Origin of the sequence: Desulfonema magnum, from assembly GCF_017377395.1 — a bacterium.
GTDB classification, from domain to species: domain Bacteria; phylum Desulfobacterota; class Desulfobacteria; order Desulfobacterales; family 4be13; genus Desulfonema_C; species Desulfonema_C magnum.
Genome location: NZ_CP061800.1, coordinates 909,745 through 931,269, shown reverse-complemented (window position 1 = coordinate 931,269; position 21,525 = coordinate 909,745). Strand labels below are relative to the sequence as shown.

Genomic DNA, 21,525 nt, shown 5'->3' with positions numbered 1-21,525 from the left:
CTGCGAGGTTTTGAAAACCTCGCAGGTCTGTTCGGGATATTTACGCTATGAAAAAACAACTTCGTCTCAGACGGCTTCATATGCTTGCGGATATATGGGGGAAAGTTTATCTGTTCCATCCCGCAATCGTGTGCAGAAATATCGGGGCGGACTGGAACCGGGTTTTGCTTAAAATGATTCCCAAAATTGAGAACACCGCGGATTCGGCACAGGCTGTTTCCGCTTTAAATGACGGCCTTTTCAGATGGCTTGATGATCCCCTGACTTTTGCACGTCAGAAGCCTTCTCCTGATCTCTCGGCCGAGGATTGCAAACCCGAATCTTCCGAGTTCAGCATCTCAGACAAAATCACTTCAATCCTCGGTATCGGGCCGGACAGCATCCGCTCAAAGTCATTCCTGAACCAGCTGAGTCAGGTGTCAGAAACCCTTAGGAATGCAAAACGTCTGATCGTTGATCTGCGCTGGCGTTCTCCATACGACAAAAATCTTCCGCATACCTTTCTCCGTTTTTTTGCTGATTCGCCCTGCCGCGGCATTCCCGAAATCAGGCGCGTCCATCACGGCTGGAATGAGGACGGGGAACCTTATATCTATCGCCAGACATGGGAAGTCTCCCACGGAATCAGAGTGAATCCGTTTTCGGAACCAGAGCATTTCAGCCGCATCCCATTGGTTTTCGTCGTTAATAACAGCTCTGTTTCCCATTTTTGGCAACAGTTAAGCGCGTTGCAGTCCTTGCCCCGGATCCGTGTGATATGGGAACAAACCGGCTCGTTTTCCATTCCCAGATCAGAAGCCATCACTTATAACGAAGATATCGAAGTTCACCTGAATGCCCTGTTGTCAAGGTTCCAGCCTGATCTTGTTCGACCTGCGCCGATCCCCTCTCATGAATTGCCAGCCGTTGCAGAGCAGGTCTTGGCAGAAAAAAGCAAATACACTTCCCCTTTGTTTCCGCCTCCGATGCAGTTTCCAGAACCCGAACCCATCTCTGACAGGCTTTCCAGGGAAGAGCGGCTCATGGGGCTGTTGAAGACATGGGTGATCCTCAGACATTTTTTTCCGCTTTTCGATGTCAGAGACTGGGATGCCCTTTTGTATAAATGGATTCCGAAAGCAGAAGCAGCCCCGGATTTGAAGGCGTATTATCGGGTTCTTAAAGCACTTACGGTTCAGTTGCATGACAGTCATGCCCATGTCCGGCATCCGGCCATTGAGAAATCCGCAGCGATTCCTGTCCGGCTGAAGTATGCTGAGGAAAAGGTTGTTATCGGAGAAATAAGTGAAGCACCGGGAATTTCACTCGGAGATGAGGTCATCCGGATCAATGACACGTCTGTTGATTCGCTTGAAACCCAATTTCGCCTTCGCATTTCAGCGTCCTCGGATCAGGCATTTTACCGGGATTTTCTGGGCCGAATGGTCATGGGAGAAAAAGGGAAAGAACTGAAACTGACTGTGCGGAATGCAGGCAGGCTCACAGAACTCAGCCTGCGGTTCATGGAGCCGACTCAAGAGAAGGGAGAGACTGAGCGCAAAGCAACGGTTCCTTTTTTTGCCATGCCGCCTGCTGCAAAGCATATCCGCATATTGGAAAACAACCTCGGATATATGACGCCCTTTACCATGGCGGGTGTGAAGATTCTTGACAATGCCTTTCATCTCTTAGAAAATACAGATGGTCTTATCATTGACCTGCGCGGATATCCCAAAACACATTTTCAGCAGGAACTGATACGACGATTATGCAGAGAAACAGTATGCTCTCCGAGATATGAAATCCCTGTTGCGGCCTATCCTGATGCCGATGTGCTGAAATGGTCGGTGATTCAATATGTGATAAAACCGGATAGGAACGGATATGTGTATGATAAGCCTGTGGTGGCTCTGACTGATGAGACTACCCAAAGCTCTGCGGAAGATTTCTGCATGTACCTGAGAAACGCAAACCGTGCCGTTTTTGTGGGATCGCCTACCGCGGGCTGTCATGGCAACATGGCCTTTGCTGATCTGCCCGGAGGCGGATGGCTCTCATTTACCGGGATGCGTGTGACCTGGCCCGACGGCACTCCCTTTCAGGGCATCGGCATCATTCCCGATGTGAGAGTCAGCCCCACGATCCGGGCACTGAGACAGGGACGGGATGAAATACTGGAACAAGGTATTCGGACATTGAAAGGACTGATTACAAATTGAATGAAATACAAATCCTTGACAGCTTTGCCGCTGCCATGTGTGAACAGATGACTTTTCCCGCGTTTCGGCATCTTCTGAAGAAGGTGTCCATGAGGGAAAAAGAGCTGGAAAATGCGGTATCCGCTGTCCGAAAGCATCGGGGGTCCCGACTTGCCGGTGGGGCGGGAGAAGGAATTCGCCCTTCTCAGCCGATGGCTTGACATGGTACCAAAGCGGATGAGCAAGTCCAGAGTATTGCTCGGGCGAAGAAAGAGCGGCAAGACGGCCATTGTGCAGCGGATTTTTAACCAACTGTAGAGTGAGGATTGCGGAGATGAGAAAATCCCTTTCTTATCCTCAATCCATGTAGATAACCATCAGAAAAAGGAGGTTTTAAAATGAAGTCAGGTTTAACCCATCAACAGGACATGATGGAAAAAATCATCACACGGGCATGGACAGATGATGCCTTCAAAGCGGCGGTGCTTGATAACCCCAAAGGCGTACTTGAGCGGGAGTTCGGTTACACGGTTCCGGAATCGGTTCGGATCGAGGCGGTGGAGGAGACCGCCCTGACCCGCTATCTGGTGCTGCCCGTGGGCGGAAACAGGCCCGACGAGTTCCTGTTCCCGGGTTCGGACCGGGAAATGAGCCGCCGGGACATGCTGAAGACCGCCTGCGCCGCGGCCGGAAAGACCCTTGCCCTTGCCGCGGGGATTTCGGCCTGGTTCTCCCTGTCCGATCTGATCACCCGCAGGGCTTTGGCGGATGATCAGTTCAGAAGGGAACTCACCCTGGGCCCGAAAAAGACGCTGAAAAGGGAGCTGGGCCTGGACGTTCCGGATGCCGTGAAGGTGAGAACCCTGGAAGACACGGCTGCCGAACGCCATCTTGTCCTGCCCTGTCGCTCTGCTGCCGACGAGGGGGAACTCTCGGATGATGATCTGGAAACTGTGGCGGCCGGGGGAAAATCAAGTTGTGGTGCTAATCAGATGGTTCCTGGGCGTGTTATAAATGCATCTTCTTCCATCAAATGTCGTCGGAGGAGATGCTGATAATCGTACTGTTTCCGACGAACTTTTCTGATGTCAGAGAAGTTGGATTTGCTTGATAACTTACTTAAGTTATTATAGTTGTTTATATCATGATAGCCTGAATGAATATTGCTGACAGCGATTTAGTCAGGTTATAAACGTATGGAGGTAACTCATAATGACAGTGAGAATAAAAGAGATGATTCATAATCTCATCGGCATGGGTCGGTATCGCGTGATTGCTTTTTATTCCAGCATGGCATGGGCATCGTTTTTCACTGTTCTGCTGTTTTCGCCGGCCGTATTTGCCGGCACTGTGACTAATTTGAACGATTCCGGGGAGGGGTCGCTCCGCGTTGCCGTGGAGAACGCTTCCGAAGGAGAGACGCTTGACTTTTCCGTGACCGGAACAATCCGGCTGACGGATCAGATCATCATTGACAAGGAACTGACCATCAGAGGCCCCGGACAGGATATTCTGACAATAGACGGAAACAGTGCTGACCGGGTTTTTGGAATTGACTCGGCAAACGTGACCCTCTCCGGTCTGACGGTCTCAAACGGAAAACCCGTGAATGGCGACGGAAATGCCGACGATGGCGGAGGAATTTTTAACTACAAAGGCAATCTGACTCTGGAAAACTGCACAATTTCAGGTAATACCGGCAAAACCGGAGGAGGGATACTGAACTATCAGGGAACCCTAGCTCTCCGGAACACCACTGTCTCCGAAAACAATGCGGAGATCGGCGGTGGCATCTCCAACACAGTTGCCGAGGATAACACCTCAGCATCAGCAGAACTGACGGATTCCGTAGTCTCACAAAACACGGCAAGCCTCGTGGGAGGAGGCATCCTCAGCGGAAGCGGAGCGTCCGGGGCGACCTCCTCGGTCACTCTTCTCAACTGCGGGGTATCCGGGAACACGGCCCAAAACGGCGGAGGCATCCTCAGCCTGGCGGAGATATCTGGTTCCCGGTCAGAAATTGACATATCCGGATCAACCTTTGATCAGAACCAGTCCACCGGAACCAGCGAAGACATGGAAGCAAAAAATGGCGGCGGCGGAATTTCCAGTATGACCAATGCCGGCGCAACGGCTGCTGTGAACCTTTCAAATTCTGTATTCACCGGGAACTCATCAGCGGAAGTCGGCGGTGCCGTGCGTCATCAGGCATATGGGGAAAATGCCGCATCCGTCCTGACGGTCTCTGGCTGCACATTTACGCAGAATGTCTGCAATGATGCCTACTACGGCGGCGGAGCGATTCTGAATGCTGCGGAAAAGGCTGGTGCAAAGTCGGACGCGGTGATCAGCAATTGCAAATTCCTGTCCAATACTGCCAAAGGTGACGGGGGCGCTCTGTTCAACGGGTCCAAATACGCTGGCACGGCAACGATGAAGGTGACGGACACCACCGTTGACGGCAACACCTCCACAGGTGTGTGGGGCGGCGGCGGTGTGTTCAGCGGCGCGGAGATCGACGAGGGCGGTCAGCCTATTGCCACCCTTGAGATGAGCAGATGCACCCTTTCCAACAACCAAGTGGAGATGGCTGAGGAGGGGCATGTCGGCGGCGGCGGAGCCGTCCGTATCGGCGGGAACTTCGCCAATGTGACCGGAACCCTCACCAACTGCACCGTTTCCGGAAACCAGGCGGTCATGGCCGGCGGCGGGATCGTGTCCGGCGGCGGGGACAGTCCGGCAAGTCTCACGCTGACAAACTGCACGGTCACGGACAACACCTCGGAGGACGGCGGGGGTATCTACGCGTTCGACCCGGTTAAAATGAAAAACACCATTGTGGCAAAAAACACCGCCACCCTGGATTCCGGGAACGATTTGTCCGAATATGAGGCCGGCCTGTACGCCTCGGACGGAAACAACCTCATCGGCGACAGCACGGGCAGCACCGGATTTGCGAACGATGTCAGCGGGGACATCGTGGGGTCCGCGTCCTCGCCGGCCGATCCCGGACTGGGGCCCTTGCAGGACAACGGCGGATCCACGGCCACCCATGCGCTGCTTGAGGACAGCCCGGCCATCAACACAGGATCGGACACCGAGGCCCCGGATTCGGATCAGCGGGGGCTTGGCAGGGAACAGACCGATATCGGCGCTTACGAATACGTGGTCACGGAACCCGGAAACATTGACGGAACCGGTACGACCGACCTGAAAGATGCGATACTGGCGCTGAAGGTGACAGCAGGGATGCCGGCCGGAACCATCAGCCTGAATGCGGATGTGAACAGGGACCGGAAAATCGGGCTTGCCGAGGTCATCTTCATCCTGGGGAAAGTCTCCGGGCTGCGTTAGGAGGTCAGAACTACAGGGATTCACGATAAGAAGATGGATTGAGACATCCTTTTCTTATCGTGAATCCATGCAGTTCTCACAATCCGAGAAAAAAGGAGCAGACCATGAGAGAAAAAAATGTGAAAATGCGCTACCCGCTGTCCGAGAGCATCGGGGATCCCGACCTTCTGGTGGGACGGGAAAAGGAATTCGCCCTTCTCGGCCGGTGGCTTGACCTGATTCCCAGGAGGATGGGCAAATCCAGGGTGCTGCTCGGCCGCAGAAAGAGCGGCAAGACAGCCATTGTGCAGCGGATATTCAACCGCCTGTGGACCGAGAACAGGGGCATCATCCCATTTTATTTCAACATCAAAGAGAAGAAGACATGGTATCCGGATTTCGCCATCGGATATTACCGGGCCTTCGCATCCCAGTACATCTCATTCCTGGAGCAAGACGAGCGGCTGGTGAGAAGCCCGCTCTCCCTTGAAAGAATACGGGAATACGGCATGTCCGAATCCCTGGACATTCTGGCCGAGGATGTCAGTGAGCTTCTCTGGAACAGGGAACGGGAGCTGTATGACTCCGTGTGGGAGATCGCCTACACCGCTCCGAGACGTTTCGCAGATATCTTTGATCAGCGGATTCTCGTGATCATAGACGAGTTTCAGAACATCACGCAGTACATCTATCCCGACAGGGAACGCCGCACCGAGCCTGACGAGACCCTTGCCGGAAGCTTTCATGAAGTCGTGGAGTCCAAGATCGCGCCCATGCTGGTGACAGGATCTTATGTGGGGTGGCTGATCAGCGTGATCGACAAATACCTGGAGGCGGGCCGGCTGAGGCGGACCCTCATTGATCCCTATCTGACATCGGAACACGGACTCCAGGCGGTTTACAAATACGCGGAGGCATCGGGTGTCCCGGTCACGAACGAGAGCGCTGAACAGATCAACCAACTGTGCATGTCCGACCCCTTCTTCATCTCCTGCGTGATCCAGAGCGAGTTCGAGGGCAAGGATCTGACCACGGAGGAGGGCGTGGTGAACACAGTCCACCATGAGATAACAGACAGAGAATCGGAGATGTCCATGACCTGGGGAGAATACATCGAACTGATGTTGGACAAGGTGAACGACCGCCACGCCAAGCAGATGCTGCTGCATCTGAGCAGGTATCCGGACAGAGACTGGACACCCCGGGAACTGAAAAAGGAACTCGGGCTGGACATTGACGAGGGGGAGATTCGGAAGAAGCTGGAAATCATGGTGAGGGCCGATGTGATCAGAAAGGGAGCTGCCGACATTGATTTCAGAGGACTCAGCGACGGAACCCTGAATCTGATCCTCCGCAGGCGGTTTGAAAAGGAGATACGGGACTTCGCCCCGGATCTGAAAAAAGATTTCAATGAGGAGCTGGACCGGCTGAGAAGGGACAGGAACTCGCTCCGGGGAAGGCTTGGCAACCTGGTTGGCAAATTCGCCGAGTTCCAGCTTTTCACGGAGTTCCGGTCCCGGAAGCGGTTCTCCCTGTCCGCATACTTTGACGGCGCGGAGGACGACACCAAACTGAACATCACGGATGTCCGCATGAGGGAGAAATTTCAGCGCAGGGACGGAAAGGAGACGGAGATTGATGTCCTGGCGGACTCGGACTGCGGCAGGACAATACTCGTGGAAGTGAAGAAGACAAAGGACAGGACCGGTCTGAGAATGGTGAGGACGTTCCAGGAAAAAAGGGAGGCGTACTCGGAGCGTTTTCCGAAAAGAACGGTTTTGCCGGCGTTTTTGTCGGTGGGCGGTTTCACACGGGGGGCCATGAAGTTCTGCAAAGAAAATGGCATCGGAACCGCCACGGAAATCAGGTATTTTCAGGAAAAGTGAGTAAGGATTCCGGAGATGAGGAAATCCCTTTCTTATTTCCAATCCATGTAGATGACAACATGCAGATAACAATCAGCAAAAGGAGGTTTCAAAATGAAGTTGTCAAACCAGGAAATCATGGAAAAGGTGATCACAAGGGCATGGACAGACGATGCCTTCAAAGCGGCGGTGCTTGAAAACCCCAAGTCCGTGCTTGAGCGGGAGTTCGGCTACTCTGTCCCGGAATCAGTTCAGCTCAGGGCTGTGGAGGAGACCGCCCTGACCCGCTATCTGGTGCTTCCCGAGGCAGGAGGGGAGCCTGATGAGTCCCTGCCTCCGCTTTATGAGCGGGAAATGAGCCGCAGGGACATGCTGAGAACCACCTGCGCAGCGGCCGGAAAGACCCTTGCCATTGCCGCGGGGATTTCCGCATGGTTCTCCCTGTCCGATCTGATCACCCGCAGGGCCTTGGCAGATGAGGGGTTCAGAAAGGAACTCACCCTTGGCCCGAAAAAGACCCTGAAAAAGGAGATGGGCCTGGATGTTCCGGATGCCGTGGAGGTGAAAACATTGGAAGACACGGCCGCCCGGCAGCATCTTGTTCTGCCTTATCGCTCCGTTGTTGACGAGGGAGAACTCTCGGACATGGATCTGGAAATTGTAAAAGGGGGAGGAAAGTCAAGCGGAGAACCTAGTTGTATGGAGATGCATCATAAGTCGAAGAGTGTGCAAAAGGTCAGAAAAAGACGTATCTGTTTCTGATTCCAAGCAATCATATTTTTCTGTAAGTAAATCCGACGGGCTGAAAGACAATGACAAGTATGAGGAAAATTTTGGAAAGGAGTCAGGTTCTTATGACAAACACAGAATATCGGAATCTCATCATAAAGTTCGGTCTTAATATCTGCATGGCCTGCGGGCTTGTTTTCGCAAGCCTGACGGCTTCGCCTGCCATATTTGCGGCAACAGTGGCAAACCTGAACGATTCCGGGGAGGGGTCGCTCCGCCACGTTATTGAAAATGCCCCGGCAGGAGAAGTGATCACATTTTCCGTGACCGGGACGGTTCAGTTGTCTCAGCGGATCATTATCCGGAAGAATCTGACCATCACAGGCCCTGGCAGGGATATGATGACCATCAGAGGCGGCGGCAGCGAACGGATTTTGTCCATAGACACCGTATGCGTCAGCATTTCCGGTCTTACATTTTCAAACGGAAACTCCGATGCCGGGGGCGGCGGCATATACAATTTTGAAGGTGTTCTCACACTGGAAAACTGCACGGTTTCGGGGAACACGGCAATTTGGGGCGGGGGGATTTTGAATGACGGGGGTAGCCTGGTTCTGAAAAACTGCACGGTCTCAGACAATACGGCCAACGACGGAGGTGACACAGATTCAAATGCTTCCGGAGGCGGTCTGCACAACTATGACGGAAGCCTGGAAATCAGTGACACCCTTGTTTCCGAAAACAGCGCCGAGTCAGGCGGAGGAATTGTGAACATTTCCGATGGCATAGCGGCAACGCTGAAAGTGGACAACTGCACGATATCATCCAACACTGCCGATGATGGCGCTGGAATATTCAATATAACGAGTAATTCCGGCGGTTCGGCAGTCTTGGAGATCAGTGATTCGACCATCAGCGGTAACAGCGCTGCCGGCATTCAGGAGGGACTGGGGTATGGGGGCGGTGTCAGAAATGATGCATATGAAGGTGCTATAGCCACCGTGAGGCTTTTCAATTGCCAGGTTTCGGAAAACACCGCAAAAAGTGGCGGCGGTGTCATAAACAACACTTTCGGCACCGGTTCCGGTGCAAATATGGAAGTGTCCGCTTGCACATTTGACCGGAACCAAGCTGCTGGCATGTCTGAAATTTTGGGAAAAATCGAAGGCGGCGGCGCAATTTTCAGCATGGCCAAAGCGGGCGGCTCGGTCACGGTGACCCTGACCGACACTGTTTTCAGCGGCAACTCCGCGGCTCAGGTCGGGGGAGCGGTCTGTCATCAGGCATGGGGCGAAAGCGGCTCCTCGGCCCTGACCGTCACCGGCTGCACATTCAGCGGGAACATTGCCAACACATACAATTGCAGCCAGGCCGCCAATCCTGATGAGTGCATGCACTATTACGGCGGCGGTGCGATTCTGAATGCCGCGGGCAAGACCGGCGCAAAATCAGATGCGGTGATCAGCGACTGCAAATTTCTGTCCAACACGGCCAAAGGCGACGGCGGGGGGCTGTTCAACGGGTCCCGGTACGGAGGAACCGCGACACTGAAAATGACGGACAGCACCATTGACGGAAACACCTCCACGGGCGTGTGGGGCGGCGGCGGCGTGTTCAGCGGCGCGGAGATTGACGAGGGCGGACAGCCCACGGCCGAGCTTGAGATGAGCGGATGCACCCTTTCCGGCAACAAGGTGGAGATGGCTGAGGAGGGGCATGTCGGCGGCGGCGGAGCCGTCCGCATCGGCGGGAACTTCGCCAATGTGACCGGGACACTCACCAACTGCACCGTTTCCGGTAACGAGGCGGTCATGGCCGGCGGCGGCATTGTCTCCGGCGGCGGGGACAGTCCGGCAAGTCTCACGCTGACAAACTGCACGGTCACGGACAACACCTCGGAGGACGGCGGGGGAATCTACGCGTTCGATCCGGTTAAAATGAAAAACACCATTGTGGCGAAGAACATTGCCACCATGGATTCCGGAAACGATCTGTCCGAATATGAGGCGGGCCTGTACGCCTCGGACGGAAACAACCTCATCGGCGACAGCACGGGCAGCACCGAATTTGCGAACGATGTCAGCGGGGACATTGTGGGGTCCGCGTCCTCGCCGGCCGATCCCGGACTGGGGCCCTTGCAGGACAACGGCGGATCCACGGCCACCCATGCGCTGCTTGAGGACAGCCCGGCCATCAACACAGGATCGGACACCGAAGCCCCGGATTCGGATCAGCGGGGGCTTGGCAGGGAACAGACCGACATCGGCGCTTACGAATACGCCGCCACGGAACCCGGAAACATTGACGGAACCGGCACGACCGACCTGAAAGATGCGATACTGGCACTGAAGGTGACAGCAGGGATGCCGGCCGGAACCATCAGCCTGAATGCGGATGTGAACAGGGACCGGAAAATCGGGCTTGCCGAGGTCATCTTCATCCTGGGGAAAGTCTCCGGGCTGCGTTAGGCCATGTAATCTCTGACATGAGACCTCCGAGGTTTTCAAAACCTCGGAGGTCTTCGGCAGTGGAAACGAGAATTTTCTGAAAAACATCCGAACCGACAGGATCAGATCATGACAGACACAATGAATATATGCAAAACATGCATTTGCACAGATACGACACCATATGTCACGATAAACGAACACGGAATCTGTTCGGAATGCGTTCAAAGCCGAAATCGGCCCGAACCGGATTTCCATCTGTTTCGGAAAACAATGGAAGAAGAATTTGACCGTATAAGGACACAAAAGATTCCCTATCATGTGTTGCTGATGTTCAGCGGAGGCAAGGACAGCTCCTATCTCCTGTATCTGCTGAAAAGGAAATATCGCCTGCGTGTTCTGGCCCTTTTCTTGCAACACCCCTTCATTCACAATGATGTGGCTGCTCACAATACGGAGCAGGTCGCCCGGAAGCTGAATACAGATCTGATACAATTTCATACAGACGAGAAGATATCCCGGGAACTTATCCGTGTCGCTCTGTCAGAGAGCGGCATGGGAGAAAATGCGGGATGCTTTGTGTGCCACAGCATCTGTGAGCTTGTATGCCTGAACATGGCAGCGCAGATGAAAATTCCCTGCGTTCTGGACGGGAGGTCTCTGTGTCAGACTTATCATCCGATTTCCATGGACAGCGAAACCGCAAGAGAGGATTTTTTAGGAAGATATGCCCATGTCCGGGAAATATTTCACAAAGCATTTGGCAATGCTTATGAAGGAACCCTTTATGACTACGATGTCAGCCGATTCCGTGCGGATGCGTTTCCCGCTGTGATCTCTCCCCTGACCTTTCTTGAATATGATCCTGAGAAAATCATAAGCGAGCTGGATGAAAATGGCATCCTGGAAGAGAAAAATGCCGGAACCGGAGTGACCAATTGCGACCTGCTTCATTTTTTTGCTTATCTCTCATATAAAAATCATAACTGCCATCCTTATGCAAAGGCCATTTCCTCTGATCTGAGACAGGGACTTCCGACGCTGATGGATCAGTTTTCCAAAAAGGAAGCCAGCCGTCTCACCCGGGAAGATCATGTCAGAATACTTGAGGAATATAAGCGCATTCTTTTTTATCTGGCACAACATCCTGATCATACGGGAAATGATCTGAAAGCCCTGGAATCGGAATGTCATTTCATGTTTGACCGCCTGGGTGTGTCAGACAAAACGGATATCCTTGGCCGGATTTCCAAAATCCGCCATTATGCGGACTATTTTGACATTGACCTGTTGGCAGAGCGTGATGAGCCGCCCGGGTACGCCAATGATCAACAGTACCTCTGCCCTGATCCTTCGATGGCGGTCTTATACGAACAGATGACCTTTCCCGCATTTCGACATCTTCTGAAGGAGGTGTCGCCCAAGGGTCCGTATATTGCCATAAGCCATTCGATTCTCGGAATGCCCTCGGGCCTGATTCTGGCAGATATGATGGACGGCCAGACCCCCGAGGTGCTGTCTGTTTTTGTGGCAAAGGAATTTCGGAACCAGGGGATCGGCACAGTCCTGATGACCCGGCTGGAAAAGAAACTGACCCGACGGGGACGCACCGGCGTTTTCGGGATTTACACAGCAAACAAGCCATCCGCACGTGTTCTGGAACGTGTTCTGGAAAAATGCGGGTGGGAGTCTCCGACCCCCCGGCAACTGATCTGCACAAGCAAAGGGGAAGATGTGGAGCAAATGATGAGATCGGACTGGATGAACAATTACCGGCTTCCGAAGAATTTCAAAATCTTTCCCTGGACAGAGGTGACACCGGAGGAGCTTGAGGAGATCAGGGCATGGCCCTATGATCCGCCTTATTATCACAGCGGCCTGACCCCGTTTCTGAAAGTGGATGAGGAGTTCGAGCCAATCAACAGCCTGGGCCTGCGTTACAAGGGCGAAATCGTGGGATGGCTGATCACCGTGCGGATTGGGCCTGGCACTGTCCGCTATGATCGCCTGTTTGTTCGAAAGGAATTTCAGCGCACAGGAAGGGCCATCCCGCTGTTGGCGGAATCCATCCGGCGCCAGTATGCTCATGAGGGACACATCCCGACCAAGGGCGGGATCTGGCGCACCCAGGCGGACAACGCTCCCATGGTGCGGTTTATCAGAAAACGATTGGGGCCTTACCTGACATCGCTCATTGAGACGAAGGAATCGTTTAAGGCATTGAAATAATATTTTATTTATACAGATGGTATGTAAAAAAGGAAAGGAGTCGGTAAAATGATGCAGTCTGGTATGATGAAAAAGATGAAGGCATTTCTGAGACCTGATTTTTTCGCCATGATTTTTGGAATCCTCATTCTGTGTTCCTCCGATAGTCCGGGGGCAGTCAGGGGGAATGTATGGGGTTCTGAAAACAGAGTTGACCTGGCGGATGTGATCGCATCACTTCAAATCTGTTCGGGAAAGACGTTCTCTCCGAACAAAGATGCTGACGTGAACAATGACGCCAGGATAGGATCGGCCGAAGCTATTTTTGCCTTGCAGGTTGTCTCAGGGATAAGAGAGCAGCCTGTCTTCGGACAGTTTCAGCAATTGCTGGACGCTTCTGTTGCTGATTCAAAAATCCCCGGGGCCGTTCTTCTGATCCGGACACCGTCATTGCAATGGGCCGGAGCCGCGGGGCTGGCAGATGTCAGCAAGCAGACCCCGATGCAGGCAGCGGATATGCTGCGAATTGCCAGCATGACTAAGGTCTTTGTCAGCACAGTGGTATTCAGACTGAGTGAGGAAGGAAAGCTGAATCTTGATGATAAGATACAAAACCATCTGTCTTATGAGGATATTGTGAGCCGCATCAGTTATGGGCAGGGTGGTCCGGACATCACCATCAGACATCTTCTGAGCATGACCGCCGGCGTATTGGATTATGTGGCCATTGATGCCTATAATGACAAGGTGGGGGAAAATCCGAACCGACAGACCCCCTGGACGCCCCGGGAAATCCTTGAAGACTATGTTTACGATGTGTATGATAATCCTGAGACCCTGGGTGAGTTTGCGGACCAGGGGGATATCTTTGAAGCCGGTACGGCGTTTATGTATTCCAACACAAATTATCTTCTGCTGGAAATGATCGTGAACAAAGTGAGCGATTCCTCTCTGGCTGCCGAGATGAGACGTATGATTCACGATCCCCTGGGACTGGAGAACACGTTCATGGAAATTCGGGAACCACGTGATGGAGGATTCGGCGGCCTGCTCGTCCGGGGTTATCAGATTGATGAGGACACAGATGAACTGAGGGATGTGACCGAAACAAATGACGCTCTCGGACTGGGAGACGGAGGCATCATTTCCGATGCTCACGGGCTGGCCGAGTTCCTGAGTGCGCTTTTCAAGGAAAAAACCCTGTTAAGCCAGGTCTCACTTGATCAGATGACAAACTTTGATCCGTACAAACACGGCTCTGATTACGGACTGGGGCTGTCGTACCAGAATACGGATTTGGGAGTCGCCTGGGGGCATAACGGAACCTCCTCGGGATTCCAGGGAGATATGCTTTATCTGCCTGAAAAAAAGATCATATTTGTGTTGCTGACGAATTGCGAAGATGCGGACATATTCGACTCATTATTAAAAGACAGTCTGAATCTGCTATCAGACTGATCTGCCTGCACAAAACCAGGGGGCTTTGTGTGCAAGTGCGTTCCCAAACCAGGGTTTGGGAACGAGGCGTTTTCCGGTTTGGATTTAACATGTTGAAATAATATTTTTTTTTATCAACCATTGGCAAAAGGAGGTTTTAAGATGAAGTCGGCATTGACTCAGGAAATGATGGAAAAAGTGATCACAAGGGCATGGACAGACGATGCCTTCAAAGCCGCTGTGCTTGAGAATCCCAAAGGCGTACTTGAACGGGAGTTCGGTTACACGGTTCCGGAATCGGTTCGGATCGAGGCGGTGGAGGAGACCGCCCTGACCCGTTATCTGGTGATTCCCAGGGCCGGAGAGGGGCCTGACGATTCCGGTTTCCCGGGTTCGGACCAGGAAATGAGCCGCCGGGACATGCTGAAGACCGCCTGCGCCGCAGCCGGAAAGACCCTCGTCCTTGCCGCGGGGATTTCGGCCTGGTTCTCCCTGTCCGATCTGATAACACGCAGGGCTTTTGCAGATGAGCAGTTCAGAAAGGAACTCAGAATAGGACCTAAAAAGGCGTTGAAGAGAGCCTTTGACATTGACGTTCCGGACGTTGTGGAAGTGAAAACTCTGGAAGAAACCTCTGATAAGCAATATCTCGTCCTTCCGCACCAGCCGGACAAAACAGGAGAACTCTCGGACGATGATCTGGAAGTTGTGGCTGCCGGAGGCAGATCCAGTGGCGGCGAAGACTGCGGTGATGTATCTATTGATACATCATCCTACCATGATAAAGTAACTAAGACACCAGACTTTCCGAAATGGGAACCGAAAAGGTGTTAGTTTTTTTTGATGAACCCATAAGGAAAGGGATAATTTACTATGAGAATGACCATAAGAAACATGATTTATCATAAGCTTGCAAAGCATGGATTTGCTGTGTCCGGCTTGTATGTTCCGATGATGTATGCCATTGTTTTCCTGCTGCTGTCATCAGCGGCATTCGCTGCCACCGTGACAAGCACGGACGATTCCGGGCAAGGCTCGCTTCGTTTTGCCGTGGACAATGCTGCTACGGGAGAAGTCATTGATTTTTCCGTGACCGGCATCATTGAACTCACCAATCATATTTACATTGATAAAGACCTGACCATCAGCGGCCCCGGTCAGAGCCTGCTGACGCTGAAAGGAGATGGCTCTTCCCGTGTACTTGGAATCAATGCGGCTGGCGTTGTCATCTCCGGCCTGAGGATTTCAGGCGGGAACGCTGAGGCCGGGGGAGGGATATATAATTACGAGGGCGATCTCACGCTTGAAAATTGCGCGATTTCGGGGAACACGGTTGCAACGGGAGGGGGAGGCATAATGAATTATCAGGGCAGCCTCACCGCCAGCAACTGCACTGTCACCGGAAACAGCGCGGAGGACGGCGCTGGCATTTACAGCCTTGCCTTTGACGCAGGCAGCACCGCTTCGCTTGACTTGATCAGTTCCGAGATTTCACAAAATACGTCGGCAGTCAGCGGCGGCGGTGTCTTCAACGCATCCAACGGATCCGATGGAACTGCATCTGTGAAACTGACCAACTGCAATTTGTCAGACAACACCGCCAAAAACGGAGGCGGCATCTTTAACATGGCATTCACATCCGGCTCCGTTGCAGACCTTGACATATCAGGTTCCAGCTTTGAGCTGAATAAATCCGTGGGCTATTATGAAAATGTTGAAGAGAATGAAGGTAAAATCTATGGCGGCGGCGCAGTTTATAGCATGGCAAAGGCTGGCGGGACAGTTACGGCAATTCTGGCAGACGCTGTTTTCACCAGCAATTCGTCGGGTCAGATCGGCGGCGCTGTATGCCACCAGTCATGGGGAGAAAGCGGCTCCTCAACCCTGACCGTCACCGGCTGCACGTTCACCGGGAACACCGCCAACACGTACAATTGCAGCCAGGCCGCCAATCCCGATGACTGCTTTCACTACTACGGCGGCGGTGCGATTCTGAATACTGCGGGCAAAGCCGGCGCAAAGTCGGACGCGGTGATTAGCAACAGCAAATTCCTGTCCAACACTGCCAAAGGCGACGGCGGCGGCCTGTTCAACGGCTCCCAGTACGGAGGCACGGCAACACTGAAAATGACGGACAGCACCGTTGACAGGAACAGTTCCGCAGGTGTCTGGGGCGGCGGCGGCATATTCAGCGGTGCGGAAATAGACGAGGGCGGGCAGCCCACTGCCACTGTTGAGATGAGCGGATGCACTCTCTCCGGGAACAAAGCGGATGAGGAAGGCTGTGGCGGCGGGGCCGTCCGCATCGGCGGGAATGATTCTGTTGTCACGGGAATCCTCACCAACTGCACCGTATCCGGAAACACTGCTTCCATGGCGGGCGGCGGCATCGTCTCCGGCGGCGGGGACAGTCCGGCAAATCTCACGCTTGTGAACTGCACCGTCACCGGAAACACCTCGGAAGACGGCGGAGGGATTTACGCATTTGACCCGGTTGCCATGAAAAACACCATTGTGGCGAAGAACATTGCCACCATGGATTCAGGGAACGATCTGTCCGAATATGAGGCAGGCCTGTACACCTCGGACGGCAACAACCTCATCGGCGACAGCACCAACAGCACCGGGTTTGCGAACGATGTCAGCGGGGACATCGTGGGTTCGGCATCCTCGCCGGCCGATCCCAAGCTAGGGCCGTTGCAGGACAACGGCGGGTCCACCGCCACCCATGCGCTGCTTGAGGACAGCCCGGCCATTAACACAGGATCGGACACCGAAGCCCCGGATTCGGATCAGCGGGGGCTTGGCAGGGAACAGACCGACATCGGCGCTTACGAATATGTCGCCACGGAACCCGGAAACATTGACGGAAACGGCACGATCGACCTGAAGGATGCAATACTGGCGCTGAAGGCGGCGGCGGGGATGCAGGCCGGAACCATCAGCCTGAATGCGGATGTGAACAGAAATCAGAAAATCGGGCTTGCGGAGGTCATCTTTATCATGAGGAAAGTCTCCGGGCTGCGTTAGACCATGTAATCTTTTTTTTAGTTGCTTATGCGAACGGATTGTGTATAAAAAAATTTGGGCAACGAATAAAAAATGCTTTTCTTATGCACAACCCGTTTAAAAAGTAACAAAACGCGATTTTTAAAAACAGAGTCAGCTTTACCTTGGCAACAAGATATGATGGAAAAGGTCATTTCACATCTCAATGACTCAAAACAGTTAAAAGAAAGGAAGCAACTTATGGAAAAACAAGTCAAATTTTCCCTTTCCTATTATTTTGACGAACTCAAAAGACAGAAAAATGGAAACACCAGGAACGAGTCGTCAGAAATAATGGAGCAGCGAATCCAATCGGAAAGGGTCATCAGGGCTCCTGCCACTGCCACCATATCCGTACTCAGGGCGTTAAAAGAGGCAGAAGGTTATACGCTCACATTTATGGCGCTTGCCAAATCTGCCAGGCTCAAACTGGATATCTGCCAAGAAGCCCTGGCACAACTGAGCAGTGAGGAACTGGTAGAGATAGAACCGGATTTTGACACAGGCAACGACCGGGTCAGACTGACACGGAAAGGAGCGGATCTGGTATGACCGCCTATCTGATCACCATCTTTCTGAGTCTGCTGGTGGCGGTCGCGGAACTCTTCACAAAGTTTCAGGATGAGCCGTTTGATGTCATCAGAAAATGGCCGGCTTTGCTGTATCTTTTTGTGAATCTTCTTATATCCTGTGTTTGTCTCTACATTCTCACCAAAACGGATATTTTCGGAGTAGCCGGAGAAATAGATCAACTAAAGGCGGCGCTCACAGCAGGACTTGGGTCCACGGTTCTGATGCGGTCAAAATTTCTTAAAGCAAACATCAACGGCAAAGAAGCAGCGATCGGTCCCGAATTCATCATCAATGTATTCCTTGAAACACTGGAGAAAAGCATAGACCGGAACCGGGCCATGGAACGAAAAAAAATGGTGGAAGAATGTATGGCGGACATAGATTTTTACAAAACCAAAGATTATGTTGTCACCACAATATTAGCCTCAAGTCAGATTGATTCTCCTGAAACAGCGAGAGAACTGATAAACAGCACAACAGAGATCGCTGAATCACCAATGGAAGACACAGACAAAAGCTATGCACTTGGCTATCTCATATTGGATAACATGGGAGAAAAATTTTTAAAAACCCTTTTTCATGACGGGAACAGGGACAGATTCACAAGATAAACGCTCAGGTGAATCCTAACACCTAACACTTAACACCTAACACCTAAATCTGTAAAGGAAACATAAAGTTATGTCGGAAACGTCAGCAGAAAAACAAGACGCTTTCACCCAGAAAATGATTGACATCTTAAATGGCGGCGCATTGAATCTTGCCGTGGGAATTGGCTACCGCACCGGTCTTTTTGACATTATGGAGACATTTGACACCGCTCAGACCATCTCCGTTATTTCGGAACACTCCGGTCTGAGTGCCCGCTATATCCGTGAATGGCTCGGAATTATGATCACAGGCGAAATCGTGGAAGTGATCCAGGAGCAGGAAAGCCGAGAAAACAAATACTTTCTCCCAAAAGAACACGCGGCCATCCTGACCCGAAGCTCAGGGAATTCCAATTTGGCCGTCTATGCCCAGGAGATTCCCTTACTGACCCTGAGTGCCATGGAACCGGTGATTCACGGATTTCAAACCGGAGACGGAGTTCCCTATTCCTGTTATCCCAAGTTTCAGGCGTTTATGACGGAACTGGCCGATGCAAAGCACCGAGAAGTGCTTGTGGACAAATTCTTACCCACCGTGGATGACGGAAATTTGATTTCCCGCCTGAATACGGGCATTCGTGTCTGTGATCTGGGCTGCGGCGAAGGCGTGGCCTCGCTGCTGATGGCCGAGGCATTTCCCAAAAGCACATTTGTCGGCATGGATATATCATCAGAAGTGATTGAGATCGCAAAAAAAGAAGCGGATTATATGGGGCTGAAAAATATTGAGTTTATTGTCCGGGATGCGGCCATGCTTAAAAATGACCCTGAATTTGAAGGATATTTTGATTACATCACCGCATTTGATTCCATTCATGACCAGACAGCGCCGCTGCCTGCTTTGCAGGGAATACGCCATATGCTTGCTCCCGGAGGCATGTTTTCAATGATTGACATTGCCGCAAAAACCGATCAGGCAGAAAACAAAAGCCATCCCATGGGGCCGTTTCTCTACACCGTGAGCCTCATGCACTGCATGCCTGTGGGACTGGCAAACCGCGGAACAGGACTGGGAATGATGTGGGGTGAGGAAAAGGCAGTGGAAATGCTGAAAGAGGCCGGGTTTGAAAAAGTGGAGGTCATTGAAATGGAACATGATACTTTTAACCTGCATTATTTATGTCGCAAATCGTAAACAGAGCGGGCATTATCAGTTAGACGATTCCTGAAAAAGAACATACCGGCGTATTTTTTCAGTTTGTAGTTCCGCCTTTAGGCGGTGTGACACCGCCTAAAGGCGGAACTACAAACTGGTATGTTCATTCTTGGAAATCGCCTTGCTACCCGGAAATTACCCGGAAAATCGCAGAAATCATCCGAAACTACCCGCATATTACCCGCAAGGAAATTGCCAGACTGTTAAATATCAGTGAGGACGGCGTAAAATACCACTTAAAAAAGCTCGGAAAATGCGGTATGCTGACAAGAGTTGGTCCTGTCAAAGGGGGGGATATTGGGAAATCAGGAAGATTTCCGCATTTGCCGAGTTTCACGGGGCAGGAGATAAATGATCCCTGAGTTTGGAAAAATATCATTGTAAATCAATCCAGGGAATCAATCCCCTGGTGACAGCACAGGCGCACTGAAGCCCAACATGGAAACAGATAATGAAAGGACATAATCATGAACTGGCAGCAAGTCTGCGAACACCCGGATCTGAAAGATTTGCCTTTCAGAATCGAACTGAATGAAAGAGGTCAGATTATCATGTCACCTGTCAAAGTTGTACATTCCGCGTGTCAGGGGGAGATTGAATATCTTTTACGCACACTCGTAAAAACAGGGAAGGCCATGCCTGAATGTGCCATCAGCACCCGGAAAGGCACAAAAGTGGCGGATGTCGTATGGGCATCACAGGAGCGATTTGAACAGATCAGGTATGAGACCGAATGCTCCGTGGCCCCCGAAATCTGTGTGGAGGTGCTTTCCGACAGCAACACGGATGAGGAAATGAATGAGAAAAAGCAGCTTTATTTTGAAAATGGTGCGGAAGAGGTCTGGGTCTGCACACAGGAAGGTGATATGAGCTTCCACAACAGCGGAGGGGAACTTGAAGCGTCCGTGCGGGTTCCGGAGTTTCCGAAAAAAATTGAAATATGAAACGCGGACAGAATTGGAAGACAAAGAAACCCGGGGAATCAGTCCCTCGGCTGAAGCAAGTGCGCGGAACCGCACCGTGTATTGGGAGATTTGAAACGCTATGAAATTTTTACTGAGTCCGAAACTTGATCTTGTATTTAAGCAGCTTTTCAGCGGGGACACGGAAATACTGACTGACCTTCTCAATACGGTTCTGATTCTGCCTGAGCATCAGCTTATCAGGTCTGTTGAGATAAAGAATCCGGTCATCCGTCCCGAAGAAATCATCAAAAAATTCATTGTCCTGGATATTCTGGCCCGTGATGAACAGGAAAATCAGTATGACATTGAAATGCAGGTTCGGAAATACGCATACTATCCTGAAAGAGCATTGTATTATCTGTGCAAAATGTACGCTGACCAGCTTGACTCCGGCCAGAAATACGACCGGCTGAAACCGGTGATAGGTATCCATTTTCTGAATTACGAAATTTTTCCCAAGCATGATGATTTCCGCTTCCGCTTTGATCTCAGAGATGTCCGTTATCCGAAACTCCGGCTGACAGATGACCTCTCCCTTCACATATTCGAGCTTCCGAAGCCCGATAAAAAAGACTATGCGGGCCGGAAGGAGAAAAAGCTGCTCGAATGGCTTTATTTTTTCAACCATGCCGATGAGGAGGATGACACCATGGAAATGCATTACACCAATCCCATGATTCACAGGGCTTATGATGCTCTGAAAAAACTGAGTGCGGACGAGGAGACGCGTCAGCTTGCGGAAATGAGGGAAAAGGCTCTCAAGGACGAAGTCTCCGCCCTGGACGCAGCTCGCAGAGAAGGGGAAAAAAAAGCCCTGAAAAAGACTGCCCTGAATCTGCTCTCAATAGGACTTCTCACAGTGGAGCAGATTGCCCGGGCTACAGATCTGACCGTAGCCGAGGTGAAGTGCCTTCAGAACTCAGAGCAGGCTGAATGA

Annotated in this window: 17 protein-coding genes; all 17 read left to right on the top strand. The window is 52.0% G+C overall.

Going from position 1 to position 21,525, the window contains the following annotated elements; all coding sequences use genetic code 11:
- Positions 1–47: 47 nt before the first annotated feature.
- Complete coding sequence (locus dnm_RS03695; RefSeq protein ID WP_207681369.1) at positions 48–2,198, top strand: S41 family peptidase; 2,151 nt, start codon at positions 48–50, stop codon at positions 2,196–2,198.
- A complete protein-coding gene (locus dnm_RS03690) occupies positions 2,195–2,398 on the top strand; it encodes a hypothetical protein (protein ID WP_207681368.1) in 204 nt (67 codons plus the stop codon). Before dnm_RS03695 ends, dnm_RS03690 begins: the two co-directional genes overlap by 4 nt.
- A 177-nt stretch (positions 2,399–2,575) precedes the next feature.
- Positions 2,576–3,232, top strand: a complete 657-nt coding sequence (locus tag dnm_RS03685; protein ID WP_207681367.1) for an NHLP leader peptide family RiPP precursor — start codon at positions 2,576–2,578, stop codon at positions 3,230–3,232.
- 157 nt (positions 3,233–3,389) lie between these two features.
- Complete coding sequence (locus dnm_RS03680) at positions 3,390–5,531, top strand: choice-of-anchor Q domain-containing protein (RefSeq protein ID WP_207681366.1); 2,142 nt, start codon at positions 3,390–3,392, stop codon at positions 5,529–5,531.
- A 104-nt stretch (positions 5,532–5,635) separates the two neighbouring features.
- Positions 5,636–7,396, top strand: coding sequence for an ATP-binding protein (locus dnm_RS03675; RefSeq protein WP_207681365.1), 1,761 nt, complete (start codon positions 5,636–5,638; stop codon positions 7,394–7,396).
- 93 nt (positions 7,397–7,489) lie between these two features.
- Positions 7,490–8,137: an NHLP leader peptide family RiPP precursor gene (locus tag dnm_RS03670; RefSeq protein ID WP_207681364.1), complete on the top strand. Its 648-nt coding sequence runs from the start codon at positions 7,490–7,492 to the stop codon at positions 8,135–8,137.
- A 92-nt stretch (positions 8,138–8,229) separates the two neighbouring features.
- Positions 8,230–10,572: a choice-of-anchor Q domain-containing protein gene (locus tag dnm_RS03665; RefSeq protein ID WP_207681363.1), complete on the top strand. Its 2,343-nt coding sequence runs from the start codon at positions 8,230–8,232 to the stop codon at positions 10,570–10,572.
- A gap of 108 nt (positions 10,573–10,680) precedes the next feature.
- A complete protein-coding gene (locus dnm_RS03660) occupies positions 10,681–12,780 on the top strand; it encodes a GNAT family N-acetyltransferase (RefSeq protein WP_207681362.1) in 2,100 nt (699 codons plus the stop codon).
- Between the two features lie 48 nt (positions 12,781–12,828).
- Entirely contained in the window at positions 12,829–14,217 is a 1,389-nt protein-coding gene (locus dnm_RS03655; protein ID WP_207681361.1) for a serine hydrolase domain-containing protein, read from the top strand.
- 141 nt (positions 14,218–14,358) lie between these two features.
- Positions 14,359–15,030 (top strand): NHLP leader peptide family RiPP precursor, encoded by a 672-nt coding sequence (locus dnm_RS03650; RefSeq protein ID WP_207681360.1) that lies wholly within the window; start codon positions 14,359–14,361, stop codon positions 15,028–15,030.
- A gap of 39 nt (positions 15,031–15,069) precedes the next feature.
- Positions 15,070–17,226: a choice-of-anchor Q domain-containing protein gene (locus dnm_RS03645; protein ID WP_207681359.1), complete on the top strand. Its 2,157-nt coding sequence runs from the start codon at positions 15,070–15,072 to the stop codon at positions 17,224–17,226.
- Between the two features lie 219 nt (positions 17,227–17,445).
- Positions 17,446–17,796 carry a hypothetical protein gene (locus dnm_RS03640; RefSeq protein WP_207681358.1) on the top strand — a complete coding sequence of 117 codons (351 nt, stop codon included), beginning with the start codon at positions 17,446–17,448 and terminating at the stop codon, positions 17,794–17,796.
- Positions 17,793–18,428: a hypothetical protein gene (locus dnm_RS03635; RefSeq protein WP_207681357.1), complete on the top strand. Its 636-nt coding sequence runs from the start codon at positions 17,793–17,795 to the stop codon at positions 18,426–18,428. The genes dnm_RS03640 and dnm_RS03635 overlap by 4 nt, the downstream gene beginning before the upstream one ends.
- 70 nt (positions 18,429–18,498) lie before the next feature.
- A complete protein-coding gene (locus dnm_RS03630; protein ID WP_207681356.1) occupies positions 18,499–19,602 on the top strand; it encodes a class I SAM-dependent methyltransferase in 1,104 nt (367 codons plus the stop codon).
- 86 nt (positions 19,603–19,688) lie between these two features.
- Positions 19,689–19,985, top strand: coding sequence for a winged helix-turn-helix domain-containing protein (locus tag dnm_RS03625; RefSeq protein ID WP_207681355.1), 297 nt, complete (start codon positions 19,689–19,691; stop codon positions 19,983–19,985).
- A 105-nt stretch (positions 19,986–20,090) separates the two neighbouring features.
- Entirely contained in the window at positions 20,091–20,567 is a 477-nt protein-coding gene (locus tag dnm_RS03620) for a Uma2 family endonuclease (RefSeq protein WP_207681354.1), read from the top strand.
- A 100-nt stretch (positions 20,568–20,667) separates the two neighbouring features.
- Complete coding sequence (locus tag dnm_RS03615) at positions 20,668–21,525, top strand: Rpn family recombination-promoting nuclease/putative transposase (protein WP_207681353.1); 858 nt, start codon at positions 20,668–20,670, stop codon at positions 21,523–21,525.